This is a genomic window from Actinoallomurus acanthiterrae (genome assembly GCF_054775715.1).
The window spans coordinates 8561531-8581373 of record NZ_BAAHCO010000001.1 but is presented as its reverse complement, the minus strand read 5'-3'; the positions used below and the strand labels follow the sequence as shown (position 1 = coordinate 8581373).

18 protein-coding genes are annotated in these 19843 nt (G+C 71.3%); 13 read left to right on the top strand and 5 right to left on the bottom strand.

Going from position 1 to position 19843, the window contains the following annotated elements:
* Nucleotides 1-235: 235 nt before the first annotated feature.
* On the top strand, nucleotides 236-1300 hold the full coding sequence (locus tag ACYVF7_RS40390) for an SRPBCC family protein (protein WP_460351194.1): 1065 nt from the start codon (nucleotides 236-238) through the stop codon (nucleotides 1298-1300).
* A gap of 253 nt (nucleotides 1301-1553) precedes the next feature.
* On the opposite strand, the gene pepN is transcribed toward ACYVF7_RS40390, so the two are convergent.
* Together pepN and ACYVF7_RS40380 are read right to left on the bottom strand one after the other, a co-directional pair.
* Nucleotides 1554-4088 carry an aminopeptidase N gene (pepN, locus tag ACYVF7_RS40385; protein WP_460351192.1) on the bottom strand — a complete coding sequence of 845 codons (2535 nt, stop codon included), beginning with the start codon at nucleotides 4086-4088 and terminating at the stop codon, nucleotides 1554-1556.
* Nucleotides 4089-4360: 272 nt separating this feature from the next.
* On the bottom strand, nucleotides 4361-5491 hold the full coding sequence (locus ACYVF7_RS40380; protein WP_460351190.1) for a M20/M25/M40 family metallo-hydrolase: 1131 nt from the start codon (nucleotides 5489-5491) through the stop codon (nucleotides 4361-4363).
* A 106-nt stretch (nucleotides 5492-5597) separates the two neighbouring features.
* Here ACYVF7_RS40380 and ACYVF7_RS40375 point away from each other — a divergent pair, with 106 nt between their 5' ends.
* A complete protein-coding gene (locus tag ACYVF7_RS40375; RefSeq protein ID WP_460351188.1) occupies nucleotides 5598-6398 on the top strand; it encodes a GNAT family N-acetyltransferase in 801 nt (266 codons plus the stop codon).
* 5 nt (nucleotides 6399-6403) lie between these two features.
* On the top strand, nucleotides 6404-7510 hold the full coding sequence (gene menC / locus ACYVF7_RS40370) for an o-succinylbenzoate synthase (protein ID WP_460351186.1): 1107 nt from the start codon (nucleotides 6404-6406) through the stop codon (nucleotides 7508-7510).
* A gap of 30 nt (nucleotides 7511-7540) precedes the next feature.
* Here menC and ACYVF7_RS40365 read toward each other — a convergent pair whose 3' ends face one another.
* Nucleotides 7541-8224 carry a helix-turn-helix domain-containing protein gene (locus ACYVF7_RS40365; protein WP_460351184.1) on the bottom strand — a complete coding sequence of 228 codons (684 nt, stop codon included), beginning with the start codon at nucleotides 8222-8224 and terminating at the stop codon, nucleotides 7541-7543.
* A 149-nt stretch (nucleotides 8225-8373) separates the two neighbouring features.
* Here ACYVF7_RS40365 and ACYVF7_RS40360 point away from each other — a divergent pair, with 149 nt between their 5' ends.
* From ACYVF7_RS40360 to ACYVF7_RS40320, 9 genes are all read left to right on the top strand, one after another.
* Nucleotides 8374-8562, top strand: a complete 189-nt coding sequence (locus tag ACYVF7_RS40360) for a hypothetical protein (RefSeq protein WP_460351182.1) — start codon at nucleotides 8374-8376, stop codon at nucleotides 8560-8562.
* 5 nt (nucleotides 8563-8567) lie between these two features.
* Nucleotides 8568-9512, top strand: a complete 945-nt coding sequence (locus tag ACYVF7_RS40355) for an ATP-binding cassette domain-containing protein (protein ID WP_460351180.1) — start codon at nucleotides 8568-8570, stop codon at nucleotides 9510-9512.
* Nucleotides 9509-10267 (top strand): ABC transporter permease, encoded by a 759-nt coding sequence (locus ACYVF7_RS40350; protein WP_460351178.1) that lies wholly within the window; start codon nucleotides 9509-9511, stop codon nucleotides 10265-10267. The genes ACYVF7_RS40355 and ACYVF7_RS40350 overlap by 4 nt, the downstream gene beginning before the upstream one ends.
* Before the next feature lie 106 nt (nucleotides 10268-10373).
* Entirely contained in the window at nucleotides 10374-11246 is an 873-nt protein-coding gene (gene ypfJ / locus ACYVF7_RS40345) for a KPN_02809 family neutral zinc metallopeptidase (RefSeq protein ID WP_460351176.1), read from the top strand.
* 44 nt (nucleotides 11247-11290) lie between these two features.
* A complete protein-coding gene (locus ACYVF7_RS40340; RefSeq protein ID WP_460351174.1) occupies nucleotides 11291-11746 on the top strand; it encodes a DUF1003 domain-containing protein in 456 nt (151 codons plus the stop codon).
* Nucleotides 11747-11793: 47 nt separating this feature from the next.
* On the top strand, nucleotides 11794-13512 hold the full coding sequence (locus ACYVF7_RS40335) for a sensor histidine kinase (protein WP_460351172.1): 1719 nt from the start codon (nucleotides 11794-11796) through the stop codon (nucleotides 13510-13512).
* Between the two features lie 29 nt (nucleotides 13513-13541).
* Nucleotides 13542-15032: a phytoene desaturase family protein gene (locus tag ACYVF7_RS40330; RefSeq protein WP_460351170.1), complete on the top strand. Its 1491-nt coding sequence runs from the start codon at nucleotides 13542-13544 to the stop codon at nucleotides 15030-15032.
* Nucleotides 14990-16423, top strand: a complete 1434-nt coding sequence (locus tag ACYVF7_RS40325) for a lipase maturation factor family protein (protein ID WP_460351168.1) — start codon at nucleotides 14990-14992, stop codon at nucleotides 16421-16423. The genes ACYVF7_RS40330 and ACYVF7_RS40325 overlap by 43 nt, the downstream gene beginning before the upstream one ends.
* A 288-nt stretch (nucleotides 16424-16711) precedes the next feature.
* Nucleotides 16712-17323: an NIPSNAP family protein gene (locus tag ACYVF7_RS40320; protein WP_460351166.1), complete on the top strand. Its 612-nt coding sequence runs from the start codon at nucleotides 16712-16714 to the stop codon at nucleotides 17321-17323.
* A gap of 18 nt (nucleotides 17324-17341) precedes the next feature.
* Here the strand turns inward: ACYVF7_RS40320 and ACYVF7_RS40315 are convergent, their stop codons facing one another.
* Both ACYVF7_RS40315 and ACYVF7_RS40310 read right to left on the bottom strand, forming a co-directional pair.
* Nucleotides 17342-17722 (bottom strand): NmrA family NAD(P)-binding protein, encoded by a 381-nt coding sequence (locus ACYVF7_RS40315; protein WP_460358379.1) that lies wholly within the window; start codon nucleotides 17720-17722, stop codon nucleotides 17342-17344.
* Nucleotides 17723-17831: 109 nt separating this feature from the next.
* Complete coding sequence (locus ACYVF7_RS40310) at nucleotides 17832-18437, bottom strand: response regulator transcription factor (RefSeq protein WP_460351164.1); 606 nt, start codon at nucleotides 18435-18437, stop codon at nucleotides 17832-17834.
* A gap of 326 nt (nucleotides 18438-18763) precedes the next feature.
* On the opposite strand from ACYVF7_RS40310, the gene ACYVF7_RS40305 reads away from it, so the two are divergent.
* Nucleotides 18764-19702, top strand: coding sequence for a LysR family transcriptional regulator (locus ACYVF7_RS40305; protein WP_460351162.1), 939 nt, complete (start codon nucleotides 18764-18766; stop codon nucleotides 19700-19702).
* Nucleotides 19703-19843: the final 141 nt, after the last annotated feature.

Genomic DNA, 19843 nt, shown 5'->3' with positions numbered 1-19843 from the left:
ACGCCTCTCCTATTAGGGGGTTATCCGTTCTCACGTGACGGTCGTACCCGCAGGGCGGCGGCTATTCATGCGCAGGTCACCGTCTTGCTCTTGATCCGCTGACCCGGAGTGGCCGGTGAAGTGCCCGGAGTGACATATCACAGTCCCCTCAATGTGAATGTCTCGGATTTTCGCGGGTAAGCAGGTTGATCAAAGCAGCGAAAAAGATGCTTGGAAGCACAGAGAGGATACGAAGATGGCCGAGCGGCCCACGAGTTCTTTGGTCAAACGGGCGGCGGGCGTCGCTCAGCCCGTCGCGAAGAAGGTCGAGAGCACCGTGAAGACGGTCGCCAAGGAGGCACAGCGGGGCGGAGGCCTGGGGCCGAAGGTCGCCTCGAGCGCGGTCCGGTCGATCGGGGCAGCCGGCGCGAAGTCGGTCGTCACCGGAGGCATCAACGCACTGAAGGAGGCGGGCGGACAGGTGCTCGGCAAGAACGGAAAGGGCGGTACCGGGAACAAGGTGAAGGTCACCAACATCGTCGAAGAGATCGACATCGGCGCTTCCCGGCGGTTCGTCTACGACCAGTGGACCCGCTTCCAGGAGTTCCCGGACTTCATGAAGAAGGTCCAGAACACCGAGCAGGTCGCCGACGAGAAGCTGCGCTGGAAGGCGAAGATCTTCTGGTCGACGCGGACCTGGGAGTCCACCATCGTCGAGCAGGCCCCCGACGAGCGCATCGTCTGGCGCTCCACCGGCGACAAGGGGCACGTGAACGGCGCGGTGACCTTCCACGAGCTCTCCTCCGACCTCACCCGGGTCCTCCTGGTCCTCGAGTACCACCCGAAGGGCTTCATGGAGAAGACGGGCAACATCTGGCGCGCGCAGGGCCGGCGTGCGCGGCTGGAGCTGAAGCACTTCCGGCGCCACGTCATGGCGGAGGCGCTTCTCCGCTCGGGCGACGACACCGAGGGCTGGCGCGGCGAGATCCACGACAGCGAGGTCGCCACGAGCCACGAGGACGCGGTGAAGGGCGAGCAGCGGAAGAGCGACTCGGACAAGAGCGACGGGCGGACCGGCAGCAGGAGCAGGCGCGCGTCCCGCTCGAGCGGCTCCGACAAGACCGCCAAGTCCGACGAGTCGTCCGACGCCGGGAAGTCGTCGGGGACCCGGCGGTCGTCCGCCGCCAAGAAGTCCTCGACGTCCAGCCGTAGCCGCTCGAACAGCACCTCCTCGTCGGGCACGCGGCGTACGACGGCCAAGCGGTCCTCCGGCTCCCAGAAGTCCGGCTCCGAGGAGAAGGCGGGCGCCCAGGAGAAGTAGGCCCCCCGGGCCACGAGAAGCATGCGCCCCGGCGAACGCCGGGGACGGGCCCAGGACGACGGTCGGCGCCTGGAGGCCGCCCGGGCACGGCACCGCCCCCCGAGCGGCCCCCGGACGCGGGCACCGGGCAGGCACGGCATCCGGGTCTCCTCCGGGCGCGGGCGTCCGGGTACGGCGCTGCCTCCGGGTAGCCCTCGGGCGCGAGGCCCCGCGGCAGGTCACAGCCTCCAGAGGCCCTCGCGCCCGCGGTGGCTCAGTGGTCGCGTACGCGGAGAGCGCGGCGGAGGTCGTCGAGCTCGTCGGCCAGCGCGCGGCGTAGCGGGATCGTCAGGTCCTCCCGCGCCAGGCATTTCTCGGCGGCCCGTACGGTGGCCGGGGTGGCGGCGTGCGCGGGGAACAGGTCGCGGCCGAGCGCCCGGGCGACCGCCGGGCCGCGCTCGCCCGCGGCCGGGAGTTCGGCGAAGTAGCGCTCGATGAACCCGGCCGTGAGCTCCGCCCGGGCCGGCTGCCAGAAGCCCTGCGCTGTCGCGGTCAGCAGGTGGTTCGACAGGGCGCCGTCGGTGAACAGCCGCTGCCACGCCTCCTCCTTGGCCGTGGGGTCGGGGAGGGCGGCCCGGCACCGGGCGGCGCCTTCCTGCCCCCGTGCGCTGGGGTCGCGCTCGACCTCGGCGGCGATGTCGGGCTCGCCGGCCCCGCCGTGGGCGGACAGCTGCAGCAGCACCCTCCAGCGCAGGTCCGGGTCGAGGTCCGGACCGTCCGGCACCCGCTGCGCGGCCGACCACTCCCGCAGCTCGCCCAGGGCGTCCGCGGTCTCGGAGCAGCGGATCAGCTCCCGTACGGCCGCCAGTCGCAGCGCCGGCGCGGAGCCGTCCGCGGTCCGGCGGAGGATCTCCCGGCAGACGCCGGCGAGCGCGGCCACGGCGGCTGGCCGACCGGCGGGCGCCGTGAAGCGGTCGGCGACCTGCTGCCGTCCGAAGGCGAGCATGGCCTCCACGACGCTGACGTCCGGCTCGGCGGGAAGGTGCGCGCCGAGCAGGGCCAGGAACTCGGCGGTGGGCAGCTCGCCGTCGCGGACCATGTCGCGGGCGGAGTTCCACAGCAGGGCGCGGGTCAGCCCGTCCTCGATCGTCGACAGCGCCTCGGCCATCGACCGCCGGCACGGCTCGTCCAGCCGGATCTTGGCGTAGCTGAGGTCGCCGTCGTTGAGCACCACGAGGGCGGGGCGGGGAATCCCGGCTAGATTCGCCGGCCGGACCCGGGCGGCGCCGTCCGGGCCGGCGTCCGCCGGGAGGTCGATGGGGAAGCGCTCCCGCAGCACCAGCCGGTGGCCGCCGTCGGCCAGGTCATAGGCCGCGACCTTGATCCGGTGCGGCCGCAGCACCGACGGCTCGCCCGCCGCGCCGGTGTGGACGACGGTCGCGGAGACCCGCGCGCCGTCGTCCTCGGCGGCGATCTCCAGGCGCAGCGTGTCGACGCCGCTCGTGCGCAGCCAGCGCTCGGCCCAGCCGTGCACGTCGCGGCCGCTCGCCTCGGCGAGGGCGTCCAGCAGGTCGGCCATGGTGGCGTTGCCGAACCGGTGCCGGGCGAAATAGGCGTTGATCCCGGTGAAGAAGGCCTCCGCGCCGAGCCAGGCGACCAGCTGGCGCAGGACCGACGCGCCCTTGGCGTAGGAGATGCCGTCGAAGTTCATCAGCGCGGCGGCGGTGTCGTCGATGCCGTCGGCCGCGACGGGATGCGTGGAGCAGCGCTGGTCCGCGTCGTACCCCCAGGGCTTGCGCCCGATCGCGAAGCCGGTCCAGGCGGTGGTGAAACGGGTGGTCTCCGAGACGACCTGATAGCCCATGTACTCGGCGAACGACTCGTTGAGCCACAGGTCGTCCCACCATCGCATCGTGACGAGGTCACCGAACCACATGTGCGCCATCTCGTGCGCGATGACGATCGCGCGCGTCTCGCGCTCGGCCTCCGTGACGGCCGAGCGGAAGATGTAATCATCGCGGAAGGTGACGCAGCCGGGGTTCTCCATCGCGCCCCAGTTGAGCTCGGCCACGAAGACCTGGTCGTACTTGACGAACGGGTACGGCTCGTCGAACAGTTCGTGATAGCGGTCCAGGCTGCGCCGCGTGATGTCGAAGATCTCCTCCGCGTCCAGGTGCGGGGCGAGGGAACGCCGGCAGTGCAGGCCGAGCGGGATCCCGCCGTGCTCCGCGTGGACCGAGTGCAAGGGGCCGGCGACGACGGCGGCGAGGTAGGTGCTGATCGGGGCGGTCGGGTCGAAACTCCAGTGGCCGTCGGCCTCCTGCCGCCCGGAAGCGTTGCTCACGACGGTCCAGTGCGGCGGGGCGGTCACCGAGAACTCGATCGGGGCCTTGAGGTCCGGCTGGTCGAAGCACGCGAACACCCGTGGGGCGTCGTCCGGGGCGCACTGCGTTGAGACGTACGCCTCGCCGTCGGCCGGGTCGACGAACCGGTGCATGCCCTCCCCGGTCCGGGAGTAGCGCATGTCGGCCTCGACGCACAGCTCGTTGTCGGCCGCCAGGTCCGGCAGCGGCAGGCGGCCGTCCCGCAGGGACGCCGGGTCGAGCACGCGCCCGTTGAGCACCGCCCGGCGCAGGCTCGCGGGCCGGACCTCGACGAAGGTGTCCGTCCCCGGCCGGGCGCCGAACCGGATGAGGGAGGTGGCGTGGAACACCTCGTCGCCGCGCGTGAGATCCAGGTGCACCGAGTAGGAACGGACGTCCAGCAGACGGGCGCGGGTCTGCGCCTCCGCACGGGTAAGAGCCGACATGCGGTAATACTGCCGTATCGCTGCTGCCCGAGCAGGGGAAGGGCGCTTCACGCCGCCGAGGAACTTGATCGCCGCAGGACCGTACGGTCGCGGCCGCCCACGGCGGGGAATCCGCGCCACGCGAGGAGCGGGGCCCGCCCGGTGATCCCCGCCGGACCGGTCAGCGAGGTCGGTCGCTCCGTGTCACCGCGGGGAGGCCATGATTCCGGCGAGGAGCGCGGCCTGCCCGGCGACCCGCTGCCGGACCGGTCAGCGAGGTCGGTCGCTTCGTCTCACGGCGGGGAGGCCATGATTCCGGCGAGGAGCGCGGCGCGTTCGGCGAGGCCGGTCACCCGGATGGCCTCGTCGGCGGCGTGCGCGCCCCGGCCGCGGGGGCCGAAGCCGTCGAGGGTGGGCAGGCCGAGCGAACCCGGCAGGTTCGTGTCGCCCGCCCCGGCCGCGGGCCGGCCGGTGACGTCCTGCCCCAGGAGGCCGCCGATGCGGGCCACGTGGTCGAGCAACGGGTCGGGCGAGCGCTCCGGCCAGGTCGGCCGAGCGGACAGCACTGTGGCCTCCACGGCGGCGCCCGGCCGTACCGGCCGCAGGTCCGCGAAGGCGTCGAGCACCGTGCGCTCGGCCGCCGCGGCGGCGAACCGCAGGCCGATCTCGGCGGAGGCCTCGCCGGCGACGACGTTGGCGCGGCGGCCGCCCTCGATCCGGCCGACGTTGAACAGCGTCGTGCCGTCGTCGGGCACCGCGCCGCGTACCGTCGCGATCTGGTCGATGAGCTCGTCGACGGCGGACACGCCTCTGCCCGGATCCAGCGCGGCATGCGCCTCGTGGCCACGGACGCCGAGCCGGACGCGGACGCTGCCCCGGCGGGCGTTCTTCAGCGCGCCGTCCGGATGCGGCGACTCCAGGCCGAGCACGGCCGTCGCGCCGTCCAGATGGCGCTCCACGACCGCGCGCCCGGTCGGGCTGCCGACCTCCTCGTCGGCGACGACGACGAGGCGAACCTGACCAGCCGGCGCGGCCCCGGCCGCCGACAGGGCCCGCAGCGCCATCTCGACGGCGACCAGGCCACCCTTCATGTCGTACGTGCCGGGGCCGGTGATGGTCGTTCCGTCGTCGGTGTACGGCATGGTGGCCAGGCGCCCGACGGGCCAGACGGTGTCGTAGTGGCCGACGAGGAGCAGGTGCGGGCCGTCCTGCGGGCCGAACCGCGACACGAGATGCTCGCCGTCGCGGGCCACGGTGCCGCCGGCCTCCCGGTGACCGGCCCCGATCAGCGCGGCGCAGCGGGCCAGCGCGGCGGTGTCCCCGGACGGCGACTCGGCGAGGGCGTACTCCCGCAGCCGGTCCCGGCCGAACCCGAGCAGCCGGGCGGTCGCGTCGGTCAAGGCGGTGGCGAGCTCGGGAGTCATGTCCCCTCCTAGCCGGCGGCGCGCTGGGGGGTCATGTCCCCTCCTGGTCGGCGGCGCGCCGAAGGTGGGAGAATCTGCAGGTAGAAGCCTTACTTGTGATCGTACCGTGAGCAGAACTCCGTCGCCGCAGCTGACCGTGCGGCCGCTCACCACCTCCGCCGAGATGCGAGCCGGGGTGGAGGTGTACCGCGCCGCGTTCGCCCTGGCCGCCACCGACCCGGCGGTCAGCCCACGCCTGCTGGCCGCGCTGCAGCGCAACGCCGGCTCGGTCATCGGCGCGTTCGCCGGGGACGAGCTGGTCGGGTTCACGTACGGCTTCCTCGGCTCGGACTCCGGCACCGTGTACCACTACTCGCAGGTGGCGGCGGTCCATCCGGACTGGCAGGGCCGCGGCGTCGGGCGGGCGCTCAAGCTCAGCCAGCGCGACTACGTCCTGTCGACGGGGGTGCGGCTGATGCGCTGGGCGTTCGACCCGCTGCGCACCCGCAACGCCCATTTCAACCTCGACGTCCTAGGCGCCACCGGCCGCTGGTTCCTCCGCGACTTCTACGGCGTGGAGGACATCGGCCGGGACCCGGGCATGCGCACCGACCGGTTGATCGTCGAGTGGGACCTGCTCCGCCCGCCCGGATCGGCCGCCCCGCCCCCGCCGTACACCGGCTGGGGGGAGACGCGGCGCGAGGGCGACGACGTCCTGCTGGGCGCGCCCCGCGACTGGGACGCCGTGGTCGCCCGCGACCGTACGGCGGCGTCCCGGCTGCGCGACGACCTCGCGGCCGAGCTGAGACGGCTGATCGACGAGGGATACGTCGCGACCTCGTGTCTGACGTGCGGGACGGACACGGCGGTCTACCGGTTCCGGCCCGCACCCGGAACACCGGCGTCCGGCCCGCGTGAGAAGGGATGAGACACGTGCCGAGAGTGTCCAAGTTCGAGGCGTTCCAGGTGAGCCTGCCGCTCGTCCGTGCCTTCCAGACGAGCTCCCACCGCAAGGCGCACCTGGAGCACATCCTCGTCCGCGTCGAGGACGGCGACGGGACGGTCGGATGGGGGGAGATCGCCTCGCCCAGCGACCCGTACTACTCCGCCGAGACCGTGGACGACTGCCGGCTCATGATCGAGGGGTACCTCGCGCCTGTGCTCCTCGAGGCGGAGTGGGAGCATCCGTCCGACGTCGGCGCGTTCTGGGCGCGCATCCGCGGCCACAACTTCGCGAAGGCGGGAGTGGAGATGGCCTGCTGGGACCTGTGGTCCCGGTCGGCCGGGCTGCCGCTGGCCCGGGCACTCGGCGGCACCCGTACGGCCATCGCCGCCGGCGTCAGCCTCGGCATCGAACCGACGGTGGCCGACCTGCTCGCCCAGGTCGACCGGTACGCCGCCGAGGGATACCGCAGGATCAAGCTGAAGATCGCGCCGGGGTGGGACGTCGAGCCGGTGCGCGCGGTCCGCGCGGCGCGCCCCGACCTGCCTCTGCACGTCGACGCCAACGGCGCGTACACCGAGGACGAGAGGGCGGTCTTCATCGAGCTGGACGACTGCGCCCTGACGATGATCGAGCAGCCGTACGCCCCGGGCGCCCTCGCCGCGCACGCTCGGCTCCAGTCGCGGATCGTCACCCCGCTGTGCCTCGACGAGTCCGTCGAGGACCTGGACCAGCTCGACACCGCGATCACGCTTGGCGCCGCCCGCGTCCTCAACATCAAGGTCTCGCGGATGGGCGGGCTGGCGGCGGCCCGCGCCGCGCACGACCGCGCGACGGCGGCCGGTTGGCAGGTCTGGTGCGGCGGCATGCACGAGTTCGGCGTCGGGCGGGCGGCGAACGTCGCGATCGCCGCGCTGCCCGGGTTCACGCTGCCCAGCGACGTGTCCGGCTCGGACAAGTACTACGAGCGGGATGTGGTCGAGCCGCCGATCCGGGCGGCCGACGGGCTGGTCCCGGTGCCGTCCGGCCCCGGGCTTGGGCACGAGGTCGACGAGGACCTGGTGCGCGGCCTGGCCTCGGCCGTCCTGGTCCGGTGAGCGTATCTCGGCACGATCACTGCGGTCTGATCACGGCGGGAGGTCGCGCCAGCGTTCGGCCGACGCCAGAGCGTCCAGGCTGATCCGCTCCAGGAACGCACCGCCCCTGGCCAGGCGGCGTCCCACGGGCGTGTCGAGCCCGAGCGTCCGCCCCGCCGCCTTCGCGACCTCCGCCGCCTCGAGCGTCTGCCGCGAGCCGATCACCGTGGAGTGGTACCAGGCGTCGTCGTCGACCACGTAGATGTCGCGACGCCGCCGCGGATCACGTTCGCGCCTGATCAGCCCCTGCCGGGTCAGGTAGCCCACTGCCATGGAGATCGAGGCGGGACTGACTTTCAGCCCGCGCGACAGCTCGGCCGCAGTGAGCCTGCCGTCCTCGCTCAGCCACAGGCCGATGAGCACGCGCGCCATCATCTTCGGCAGGCCCATCCCGACCGCCATCTCGACGGCTCCCTCTTCCACCTCGAAGACCTTGCGGTCCTGGGGTTCGCCCTCGGGTGAACGTGCCGGGATGCCGCGCCGCGCCCGCCGCGCCGTCGCCTGGTGCGCCCGCTCGGGGCGGTAGTCACCGGGGCCGCCGTTACGGCCGACCTCACGGCTGATCGTCGAGGTCGGCCGGTCCAGCCGCCTGGCGATATCGGCGTAGGAGCGGCCTTCGGCGAGGCCGGTCGCGATGCGCCGGCGGTCCTGCAGGGTCAACCTTCCTTCTGACATGACACCACTATTGCGTTCGGCACCACACAACGCAATGTTTCATTGCATTCAGCTTCAGCGTCAACGTATCAATTTATTGGCTCTGGCCTGCACTTATGTGAGTCGATTGATTGACATAATTTCTGAAAGCAACGTAGCTTTCAATTATTATGAATACGTACTATCGCGATGAGCCGGTCACTCCGTCCCTCGACCGCGCACCCGCCTGTCCCTTCGATCCCGCCCCTTCGCTCACCGCCCTGCGCGCGGAGCAGCCGATCGCCCGCGTGGCCGCGCCCGAGGGCGCCCCCGGCGTCTGGGGCGTGCACAGCCTGCCCGTCACCTGGGATCGGGGGTGAACGTGATGCGAACCTTCGTCTCGGTGACGGGGCTGCGTAAGTCCTACGGCGCCCACCGCGTCCTGGAGGGCATCGACCTCACCATCCCGCAGGGCACCGTCTTCTCGCTGCTCGGCCCGAACGGCGCGGGCAAGACCACCACGGTGCAGATCCTGTCCACCCTGATCAAGGCCGACGCGGGCGAGATCCGGGTCGCCGGGCACGACCTGGCCAAGGAACCCGACAAGGTGCGTGCCGCGATCGGCGTCACCGGCCAGTTCTCCGCGGTCGACGGCCTCCTCACCGGCGAGGAGAACCTGCGACTCATGGCCGACCTGCTCCACCTCGGCCGCGCCAAGGGCCGCAGGCGCGTCCGCGAACTGCTGGAGCGCTTCGACCTCACCGACGCCGCGCGCAAGCCCGCGGTCACCTACTCGGGCGGCATGCGCCGCCGGCTCGACCTCGCCATGACCATGGTCGGCACGCCCAGGCTCATCTTCCTCGACGAACCGACCGCGGGCCTGGACCCGCGCAGCCGCCGCACCATGTGGCAGATCGTCCGGGACCTCGTCCAGCAGGACGGCGTGACCATCTTCCTGACCACCCAGTACCTGGAGGAGGCCGACGAACTCGCCGACCGCATCGCGCTGCTCAGCCAGGGCCGGCTGGTGGCCGAGGGCACCCCTGAGGAGCTCAAGCGAATGGTCCCCGGCGGCCACATCGTCGTACGCTTCGCCGACCCCGACGGGTACCGCAGGGCGGCCGGCCACGTCGGCGCCACCTCCGGCAACGACGCGGCGCTCACCGTCCAGATCCCCGACTCCGGCGGAGTCAGGACGCTGAGGAAGCTCCTGGAGTGGCTGGACACGCACGCCATCGACGTCGCCGAACTGTCGGTGCACACCCCCGACCTGGACGACGTCTTCCTCACCCTGACCCAGGAGCCCTCGACCCAGGAGCCCTCCCGATGAGAGCGATCACCGACTCGGCGACGATGATGCGGCGCCAGGTCAAGCACATCTGGCGCTATCCCACGCTGATCCTCACGTTCGCGGCCGTGCCCGTGGTGTTCCTGCTGCTGTTCGTCTACGTCTTCGGCGGCACCATGGGCGCGGGCATCGGCGCCGACCGCGCCGCCTACGCTGGTTACCTCACCCCCGGCATCATGATCACGACGATCGTCGGGGCCGCACAGGGGACCGCGATCTCGGTGGCGACCGACATGACCGAGGGCATCATCGCCAGGTTCAAGACCATGGCCATCGCCCGCGTCTCGGTGCTCACCGGGCACGTACTCGGGTCGATGGTGCAGACGTTCCTCGCGATCGCCATGGTGACCGTGGTGGCTTTGCTGATCGGGGCCCGCTCGCCGGCCTCGGTGCTGGACTGGCTCGGCGTGGTCGGTGTGCTGGCCATGTTCACCTTCGCGATCACCTGGCTGTCGGTCGCGCTCGCCATGGTCACCAAGAACGTGGCCACGGCCAGCAACCTGCCGATGCCGCTGATGCTGCTGCCGTTCCTCGGCAGCGGCTTCGTCCCGACCGAGTCGATGCCGGCCGGTTTGCGCTGGTTCGCCGAGCACCAGCCGGCCACCCCTGTCATCGAGACGCTGCGCGCGCTGCTGGCCGGGCGTCCGGCCGGGTCCAGCTTCCTGGAGGCGGCCGTGTGGAGCGCGGGCATCGCCCTGGTCGGTTATCTGTGGGCACGCAGGCTCTACAACCGGTGAGGTTCACCGAAAACCGGTGAGCCTTCGGGCGTCGCCGTACGGTCAAGCGTTGTTAGGTTCTGTCTCTCCGGGGGATCGACCCGTCGGACCAGTACGGGAGGCTTCTGTGGACTTCGACGACGATGCCGGGCTCGACGCGTCCCAGGTCGAGGACGCCCGGGGCATGCCCTTCGGCGGAATGGCGATCGGCGGCGGCGCGATCGGGCTGATCGCCCTGGTCGCCGCGGTGATCTTCGGGGTCAACCCGGGGCACATCATCGGCGGGGGAGGCGGGGGGACCGGCGGCGCGCCGCCCGCGGGCAGCCTCTCGTCGAAGTGCCGTACCGGCGCCGACGCCGACCAGTCCGACGACTGCCGGATCGTCGGCGTGGTGAACAGCGTCCAGGCGTACTGGAAGAAGGCGTTCGCCGAGCGGGGCAAGCAGACGTACACCGTGGCGCGCACGCGGCTGTTCAGCGGCTCGACGGCCACGGCGTGCGGCACCGCCAGCTCGGAGGTGGGGCCGTTCTACTGTCCCGGCGACAAGAAGGTCTACCTCGACCTGGGCTTCTTCCAGGAGTTGCACGACAAGTTCGGCGCCAAGGGCGGTCCCTTCGCGCAGGCGTACGTCGTCGCGCACGAGTACGGCCATCACGTCCAGGACCTGCTCGGCACGATGGACCGCGTCGGAAACGACCGGCAGGGCGCCTCCAGCGGCTCCGTGCGCCTGGAGCTGCAGGCGGACTGCTACGCCGGCGTCTGGGCGAAGCACGCCGTGCAGACCGGCTTCTTCGACAAGCCGTTCACCAAGGGCGACATCGCCGAGGCCCTCGACGCCGCCGGGGCGGTCGGCGACGACCGCATCCAGCGGCGCGCACGGGGGCGCGTCGACCCGGAGAGCTTCACCCACGGGACGGCCGCGCAGCGGCAGCACTGGTTCTCCACCGGCTACGACACCGGCGCGCCCGCGCGCTGCGACACCTTCTCCGGCAGCATCTGAGGTCCCCCCGCGAGAGCCCCGGACGCGTGTGGGAGGCTTCGGCGGTGGAGGCGAACCAGGCCAAGGTCATACGAAACGAACGTCTCGCGATGTTGCGTCGGCGGCGACGCGTCCAGGACCGTGTCGCCGATCAGATCACCGCCTTCTCGGGATCGATGCCCTTCGTCTACATCCACGTGGTGTGGTTCACCGGCTGGATCCTCGTCAACAGCGTCGGTCCCGCGCGGTTCGACCCGTACCCGTACGGCCTGCTGACCCTGATCGTGTCGCTCGAGGCGATCTTCCTGTCGACGTTCGTGATGCTCAGCCAGAACCGCGAGGCGCTGCGGTCCGACCTGCGATCCGAGATCGACTTCGAGACGAACGTCCTGTCGGAGGCGTGGCTGGAGGCCGTCGCCGAGAAGCTGGGCATCGACGTGGACCAGGTCCACGCCAGCGCCCGCGAGCGGATCGCCGAGGCGAAGGCCCGCCAGGAGCAGGCCGCCGAGCGGTCCGGCTGACCAGCGATGATAGAGAGGGGATAACGACCTCCGAGAGGAGCGTCCACGTGCAGGAACCGCCTGGAGACGACCGCGCCCGTCTGTCGCTTCCGCAGTTGCGCCTGGACGATCTGCTCGGCGAGCTGCAGACCCGGCTGGACGCCGTCCTCGCCACTCGCGACCGGGTGCACGCGCTGCTCGAGGCGGTCGTGTCGATCGGCAGCGACCTGGATCTGCGGACCGTCCTGCGCCGCATCGTCGAGGCCGCCACCACGCTCGTCGACGCCCGGTACGGCGCGCTCGGCGTGATCGGCGACGGCGGGCGGCTCGTGCAGTTCATCACCGTGGGGGTCGGCGAGGAGGAGATCGCCGAGATCGGGCACTGGCCCCACGGGCACGGCGTCCTCGGCCTGCTGATCAAGGAGCCGCATTCGCTGCGGCTGCCGGACCTGAGCGCGCACCCGGAGTCGTACGGCTTCCCGGAGAATCATCCGCCGATGCGCAGCTTCCTGGGCGTGCCGATCCGGGTCCGGGACGAGGTCTTCGGCAACCTGTACCTCACCGAGAAGGCCGGCGGCGGGGAATTCGACGAGGACGACGAGAGCGTGGTGGCCGCGCTCGCCACCGCGGCCGGCGTGGCGATCGAGAACGCCCGGCTCTACCAGGAGGCCCGGCGCCGCGAGCGGTGGCTGCAGGCGTCGGCGGAGGTGTCGACGGCGCTGCTGTCCGGCACGGAGTTCCGCGACGTGATCGAGCTCGTCGCCGCGAGCGCCCGGGAGATCTGTGATGGGGACATGGGTGTGGTGGCGCTCGTGGACGGCACCGATCTGGTCGTCGAGACGGTCGCCGGCGGGCACGCCGAGGAGGTGCGCGGGCTGCGGTTTCCCGTCGACGGGACGCCGGCCGGCGGGGTGTTCCGCAGCGGCGAGCCGCTGGCGCTCACCGACGTCGAGGCGTTGGCGAGACGCTTCGGCGTGCCCGAGGGGGTGCTGACCGGCTCGGCGCTGATCGTCCCTCTGGGACTGGGCGCGGGCGCTCGCGGTGTTCTCTGGGTGGTGAACGCCTCCGGAAAGCAGGTCTTCGGAGAGCCGGTCCGGCGGCTGCTCGAGCCGTTCGCCGCGCAGGCGGCCATCGGGCTGGAGCTGGCCGAGCGCCGCCGCGACGCGGAGCGCCTCACCCTCCTGGAGGACCGTGACCGGATCGCCAAGGACCTGCACGACACGGTCATCCAGCGGCTGTTCGCCACCGCCATGACGCTCATGAGCGCAATCAAGATCGCCGAGAAGCGGGACGTCGCGGTGCGCGTCCAGCGAGCGGTCGACGACCTCGACGACACCATCCGGCGGATCCGCTCGACGATCTTCGCGCTGCAGAGCACGACGGAACCGACGCTCCGCACGCGCGTGCACGGCGTCATCGACAGCGCCGCCGAGACGCTGGGCTTCGCCCCGGCCGTCCGCCTGGACGGCCCGCTGGACATCGCGGTCGACGACGCGACCGGCGAGCAGGTGATCGCGGTCCTGCAGGAGGCCCTGTCCAACGCCGCCCGGCATTCCCATGCCCGGCACGTCGGCGTCTCCCTCATGGTCGGGGACGAGCTGATCCTGCGGGTCGCGGACGACGGCGTCGGCATCCCCGAGGGCGGCCGCCGCAGCGGGCTGCGCAACATGGCCGAGCGCGCCCGCGACCTCGGCGGCACCTTCGAGATCCAATCCGGCGAGGACGGCGGCACCGTCCTGGAGTGGCGCGTCCCCCCGTCCGCCGCCGGAGGCCCGAGACCGGTGTAAGGATCTGCGATCGGGGCAGCCCACGGTTCATGGTCGAAACCGACGCGGTGGTGGTGGGCGCAGGGCCGAACGGACTGACGGCGGCCGTGACGCTCGCCCGTGCCGGGCTGTCGGTGCGGGTGTACGAGGCGGCGGCGGAGGTGGGCGGCGGCACGCGCACCGAGGAGTTGACCCTGCCGGGTTTCCGGCACGACGTGTGCTCCGCCGTGCATCCGCTCGGCGTCGGATCGCCCGCGTTCCGCGCGCTGCCGCTGGAACGGCACGGCGTGACCTGGGTCGAGCCGCCGGTCCCGCTCGCTCATCCCTTCCCCGACGGGTCGGCCGCGATCCTGGCCCGGTCCGTCGAGGAGACCGCGGCGGTGCTCGGCCGCGACGGCGCGACGTACCACCGCCTGATCAGGCCGTTCCTGGGCCGCTGGGAGGATCTCGCGCCCGACGTGCTGCGCGCCCCGCTCGCCGGCCTGCCGCGGGATCCGCTGCTGCTCGCGCGTTTCGGCGCGCGGGCCGCCGCGCCGGCCGCGCTGCTCGCCCGGCTCTTCCGGGACGAACACGCCCGCGGGCTGGTCGCCGGGCTGGCCGCGCACGCCATGGCGCCGCTCGGATCGCCCGCGACCGGGGGAGTCGCGCTGCTGTTCGCGCTCGCGGCCCACGAGGTGGGCTGGCCGTTCCCCGCGGGCGGCTCGCAGGCCCTCGCCGACGCCCTGGCCGACCACCTGCGCTCCGTGGGCGGCCGGATCGAGACCGGGCATCCCGTACGTTCCCTGGACGAACTGCCGCCCGCCCGGGCGTACCTTCTCGACGTGATGCCCGAGCACCTGGCCGCCCTGGCGGGCCGGCGGCTGCCGGACCGGTTCGCCGACCGGATGCGCCGCTACCGGCACGGCCCGGCCGCCTTCAAGATCGACTACGCGCTGTCCGGCGCGGTGCCGTGGCGGGCCGAGGCCTGCAAGAGGGCCGGCACCGTCCACCTCGGCCCGACGATCGGAGAGATCGGCACGGCGCTGCGCGCGGCGTACGACGGCACGGCGCCGCACACGCCGTTCCTCATCGTGGCCCAGCCGAGCCTGTTCGACCCGTCCCGGGCGCCCGACGGGTCCCACGTCCTGTGGGTGTACGGGCACGTGCCCCGGGGCTGGACGGGCGACCTCACCGAGGCGATCGAGCGGCAGATCGAGCGGTTCGCCCCGGGCTTCGGCGACCTGGTCGTCCAGCGGTCCGTGGCCGGACCGCACACGGTCGAGGCCCGCAACCCGAACAACGTCGGCGGTGACATCGCCGGCGGGGCCTGCGACCGCCTGCGGCTGCTGTTCCGGCCGACCCTGGCCCGGGTCCCGTACGCCACACCGGACCCGAGCGTCTACCTCTGCTCGTCCGCCACGCCGCCGGGTCCGGGCGTGCACGGCATGTGCGGCCACCACGCGGCCCTCGTCGCCCTGCGCCGCGTCTTCGGGGAGTGCGGGGAGGGGGTGCGACAGGCGTGCGATGGCTCACGGACCCCGGATACGGGCCCGGCCGGCTGATCTTCCAGCGCGGGATCGCCGTGATCTACCTGGTGGGCTTCCTCTGCGCGGTGAACCAGTTCCGCGCGCTGGCCGGGGAGAGAGGCCTCACCCCGGTGCCCGCGTACCTGCGCAGGGCGTCGTTCCGGCGGGCGCCGAGCATCTTCCAGTTCCACTACTCGGACCGGTTCTTCACGGTCGTCGCGTGGAGCGGCGCGGGCCTGTCCGCCGCTGTCCTGGCCGGGCTCGGCGACGTGGTGCCGCTGTGGGCGACGATGCTGCTGTGGGCGGTGCTGTGGCTGCTGTACCTGTCCATCGTCAACGTCGGGCAGGTCTGGTACGGCTTCGGCTGGGAGTCGCTGCTGTGCGAGGCGGGCTTCCTCGCGATCTTCCTCGGCAACGCGCACACCGCCCCGCCCGTCCTCATCCTGTGGCTGCTGCGCTGGCTGCTGTTCCGCCTGGAGTTCGGCGCCGGACTGATCAAGATGCGCGGCGACCCGTGCTGGCGCGACCTGACCTGCCTGTACTACCACCACGAGACCCAGCCGATGCCGAACCCGCTCAGCTGGTACTTCCACCGGCTGCCCAAGCCGCTGCACCGCGTCGAGGTGGCGGCCAACCACGTCACCCAGCTGATCGTCCCGTTCGGGCTCTTCGCACCGCAGCCGTACGCGACCGTGGCCGCCGGCATCGTCATCGTCACCCAGCTCTGGCTGATCCTGTCGGGCAACTTCGCCTGGCTGAACTGGATCACCGCGATCCTGGCGACCTCCGTCGTGGACTGGCGGGCGCTGGGGCTGCCGGGCCTTCCCCGGCCCACCGCCGAGCCGGTCTGGCACCAGGCGCTGGTCATCGCGGTCACGGCGCTGGTCGTCGTGCTCAGCTACTGGCCGGCCCGGAACCTGATCTCCCGGCGGCAGCGGATGAACGCCAGCTTCAACCCCCTGCACCTGGTCAACTCGTACGGCGCGTTCGGGAGCATCACCAAGACCCGGTACGAGGTCGTGATCGAGGGCACCGAGGACCCCGAGCCGGGCCCGGGCAGCGAGTGGCGAGAGTACGAGTTCAACGGCAAGCCGGGCGACCCGCGGCGACGGCCCCGCCAGTTCGCGCCGTACCATCTCCGGCTGGACTGGATGATGTGGTTCGCCGGGCTGTCCTTCCTGTACGCCGAGCCGTGGATCGTCCCCTTCGCCGAGAAACTGCTGGAGAACGACCCGGCGACGCTCCGGCTCCTGCGGCTCAACCCCTTCCCGGACACCCCGCCCGCCGTCGTCCGCGCCCGGCTCTACCGGTACCGCTTCACCACCTGGCGCGAACGCCGGGAGACCGGCGCGTGGTGGGACCGCCATCTCGTACGGGAGTACCTACCGCCCATCGGCCTGCGCCCCACCGCGGGCGCCACCCGCTGAGCGCCGGGTCGGCTCGAGGCTGGAGGCGGGGCGGCCCCGGCCGGCGAGGTCCGGGAAGCGCAGTGCCGTGCTGGGACGGTTGCAGGACGCCCTCATCGAGAGCGGGCAGTTTATCCCGGCGGCCGAGTGGGGATCCGTCACGGGCTGGGACCAGTCCGTGCGGGGCATCCGGTTCGAGGCTCGGGCAGACCCGAACTTTTACGACGCCTGGAAGGGCCGACCGGCTCGCGGCCGGGCCGCATTCAGGCCCGGCCTGCCACCCACCTCGTCCTCGACCAAGGAGAAACCATGTACGCGGATCTGACCACGCTCTCGTGTGAAGCGCTGGAGGTCGCGAACATCGCATCCGCCCTGACCGACGTCAAGGGCTCGCCCGAACTGCCCGGCGAGCTCCGCGGGGTCTGGATCACGGAGAACGGAGTGCTGGGTGAGGTGATCATGGTCCGCACCTTCGCGGATCTCGACGAACTGTTCACCGATCACCGCGACCAGTACCTCAAGAAGGTGCCGTTCGGCCTCGTCAACGGAGTCCGTGGGTTCAGGATGAGGGCCCATGAGGTCTTCGACTTCGCTGACATCCTTCCCCCGGGCGAGCATGGCGCGATCTACGAGATCCGCACGTACGAGCTGAAAGTCGGAGGTCTCGCGCCGACGCTGGCCGGCTGGCGGGGCGCGCTGCCTCGTCGAATGCCCCGATCGCCCTTGGCGATCGGGATGTCCTCACTCGACGGGGCGCCATCGATCACCCACATTTGGCCGTTCAGCGACGCCAATGAGCGGATGCGCCTGCGCGCGGAGCTTTACGACGAGAACCTCTGGCCCCCAGAGGACGGCCCCCAGTCCATCGACCTCGGCACGTCCACCATCGCGCTCCCTGCGACGTTCTCGCCTTGGCGTTAGTCCACGTAGCCAGGCGGCTCAGGTGAGCCGACCGGCAAATCCCACCTCTGCTCGGCGACACTGGCCGAGCACGGTCGCGCGTACGTCTTGGTCGCGGAGGTGCCGCTCGATCCGCTGTTTGCTGTCGGCGTGCGCGACGTTGCCGTCGACGACGCGGTCGGCGCCCCGTACGGACGAGTAGATCAGGTGGAGGCCGAGCTCGGCGGCGACGTCGACGAGGACGCGGCCGTGGGCGACCTCCTCCTCGACCCCGCCGGAACCGAACGGCACCGACAGGCCGAACATCGCGTCCGCGCCGGCGGCGGCCTTGGCCAGCGCCGCGTGGTCGGCCAAGTCTCCGAGGACCGGCCGGGCGCCCTTGCCGGCCTGCGCCCCACCGCCGGCGCCACCCGCTGAGATCCGGATCGGCCCGGTGCCGGGGGCGGGCCGGCCGGAGGGGAAGCGGTCCGGTCGGCGTCAGCGCGAGGGGAAGCGGTCCGGCCGGCGTCAGCCCGCGAGCATCCGAACGTCAGATCCAGTCGAACTGCGTGGCGATCCGAACCGCATCGACCCTGTTCCGGGCGCGGAGCTTGGTCAGAGCCGAGGTCAGATGATTGCGCACTGTGCCGGCCGACAGAAGCAGCGTGGAGGCGATCTCGGAAGCCCCCGCACCCGCAGCGGTAAGCCGCAGCACCTCCGTCTCGCGCGGAGTCAGCGGGCTGGCGGAGTAACGCAGCATGGTCCCCGTGAGCTGGGGGCTGATCACCTGCTCTCCCCGCGCCACCTGACGGATCGCGTCAGCGAGTTCGGCGGGTGACGCGTCTTTGAGGATCAGTCCCTCTGCCTGCACGTCGAAAGCCTGCCGGAGGATCGCCGGTTTCTCGACGCCGACCAGAATGACGGTGCGGCACTCTGGCAATCGCCTCCGTAGCGCGGCGGCTGCGGTCAGGCCATCGATGCCGGGCAGGTCAATGTCGATCACTGCGATGTCCGGCTCGTACTTGAGAGCTGCGGGAACGACATCGTCTCCGCGGGCTAGTTCGGCGACGACCGTCATACCGTCTTCCAGTTCGAGCAGTGTCACCAGAGCGTGGCGGAGCATCGTGACGTACTCGGCCAGCAGGATCTGGATCAATCAACGCTCCCCTCCACTCGCCGTCGCGGGCGCGATGGGCCTCCATTCCCTGGCCTGGGAGCGTCCTGCGGGCAGTCCTCCAGCCCCGGCACAATCCTCGCCGGCGGATGGGCGGCTTTGATGGACCGCCGGGGGCTCCCAGCATCCGGAAACAAGTATCCTGACTACCGGTAACGTCGCTGAACAGCGAGGTCGGAGCCTTGAGATCACGGGATGGGAACGACCGATGATAACCCCGACTCCAGGTTTCAACCGTATTTCCACGCGACTCATAGTCATGGATTCGGATGTTCCTTATCAAGCGGCACTCATGCGATGATCAATAAATGGGGCTAATCCAAGACGCGAGGGCCGACGGGGTCCGCCTGGATCAGGGCGAGATCGAGGCCTTCCTGGCGCTGGCAGAGGAACTCCACTTCGGCCGGGCCGCCGAGCGGCTCAACGTGTCGCAGCCTCGTGTCAGCCAACTGCTGCGCTCGCTGGAGCGCCGGATCGGTGGGCGGCTCTTCGAGCGGACCAGCCGACGGGTGCAGTTGACCGCGTTCGGGACCCGCCTGTTGGAACGCGCTCGGCCCGCATATCTCGAGTTGGCCCATGCCATGACGGACGTCCGCAACCTCGCCCGAGGGCTGCGCATCGGCTTTCTGGGTCCCCTCAGCAGCACCCTCGATGCTTCCATCGTCGCGTTCCGCAAGCGGTATCCCGATTGCGAGATCCAACTGATCCACTTGGCCTTGACGGACGTGTTCGGCCCGCTGCGCCGCGCGGAGATCGATCTACAGGTCTGCCTGTGGCCGGTGGAACAGGAAGACCTGCGCGTAGGCTCGGTGATCGCCGAACTCCCTCGGCTGCTCGCCATCGCCTCGTCTCATCCGCTGGCCGCCTGTCCGAGCCTCGACATAGAAGATCTTGCGGAGCTGAAGATCATCGCTCCCCCCGAAGCCCTCCCGGCGGAGTTGCGGCGGACCTTCTGGCCCCCAGCCGCCACACCCGCCGGACGGCCGATCAGACGGACCAACCCGGCGTGCACCGAGCAGGAGATCCTTGGCCTCGTCGCATACGGCAGCGGCGTGTACCTCACCACGACCGCCATGCCCAGCCATTTCTCGCACCCAGGCGTGACCTTCGTGCCTTTCACTGGAATGCCGCCCGCCCGCGCCGTTATTGCCTGGCACGCCGACAATCCCAACCATAAAGTCATCGAGTTCGTGCAGCTTGCGGAGCGGCGGCCCCAAGCGACCAAGCCGGATCTGGCACGGAAATAAGGCCGTTACATCGGCCAGAGGGTCGGGACCGGATCCGGAGTCCGGTCACCGCCTATCAACGGACACGTCTGCGAGACCGTCCTCGCGAAGTGCTGGTCCCCGTCACGTACGCGACGGTCGCGGTATTCCGGTGCGGGGAGC

Coding starts and splice junctions, on each gene's coding strand:
- ACYVF7_RS40320 (WP_460351166.1), top strand. CDS start 16,712: ATGTACGCGGATCTGACCACGCTCTCGTGTGAAGCGCTGGAGGTCGCG.
- ACYVF7_RS40365 (WP_460351184.1), bottom strand. CDS start 8,224: ATGTCAGAAGGAAGGTTGACCCTGCAGGACCGCCGGCGCATCGCGACC.
- ACYVF7_RS40330 (WP_460351170.1), top strand. CDS start 13,542: ATGGTCGAAACCGACGCGGTGGTGGTGGGCGCAGGGCCGAACGGACTG.
- ACYVF7_RS40305 (WP_460351162.1), top strand. CDS start 18,764: ATGGGGCTAATCCAAGACGCGAGGGCCGACGGGGTCCGCCTGGATCAG.
- ACYVF7_RS40355 (WP_460351180.1), top strand. CDS start 8,568: ATGCGAACCTTCGTCTCGGTGACGGGGCTGCGTAAGTCCTACGGCGCC.
- pepN (WP_460351192.1), bottom strand. CDS start 4,088: ATGTCGGCTCTTACCCGTGCGGAGGCGCAGACCCGCGCCCGTCTGCTG.
- ACYVF7_RS40380 (WP_460351190.1), bottom strand. CDS start 5,491: ATGACTCCCGAGCTCGCCACCGCCTTGACCGACGCGACCGCCCGGCTG.
- ACYVF7_RS40350 (WP_460351178.1), top strand. CDS start 9,509: ATGAGAGCGATCACCGACTCGGCGACGATGATGCGGCGCCAGGTCAAG.
- ACYVF7_RS40390 (WP_460351194.1), top strand. CDS start 236: ATGGCCGAGCGGCCCACGAGTTCTTTGGTCAAACGGGCGGCGGGCGTC.
- ACYVF7_RS40360 (WP_460351182.1), top strand. CDS start 8,374: ATGAATACGTACTATCGCGATGAGCCGGTCACTCCGTCCCTCGACCGC.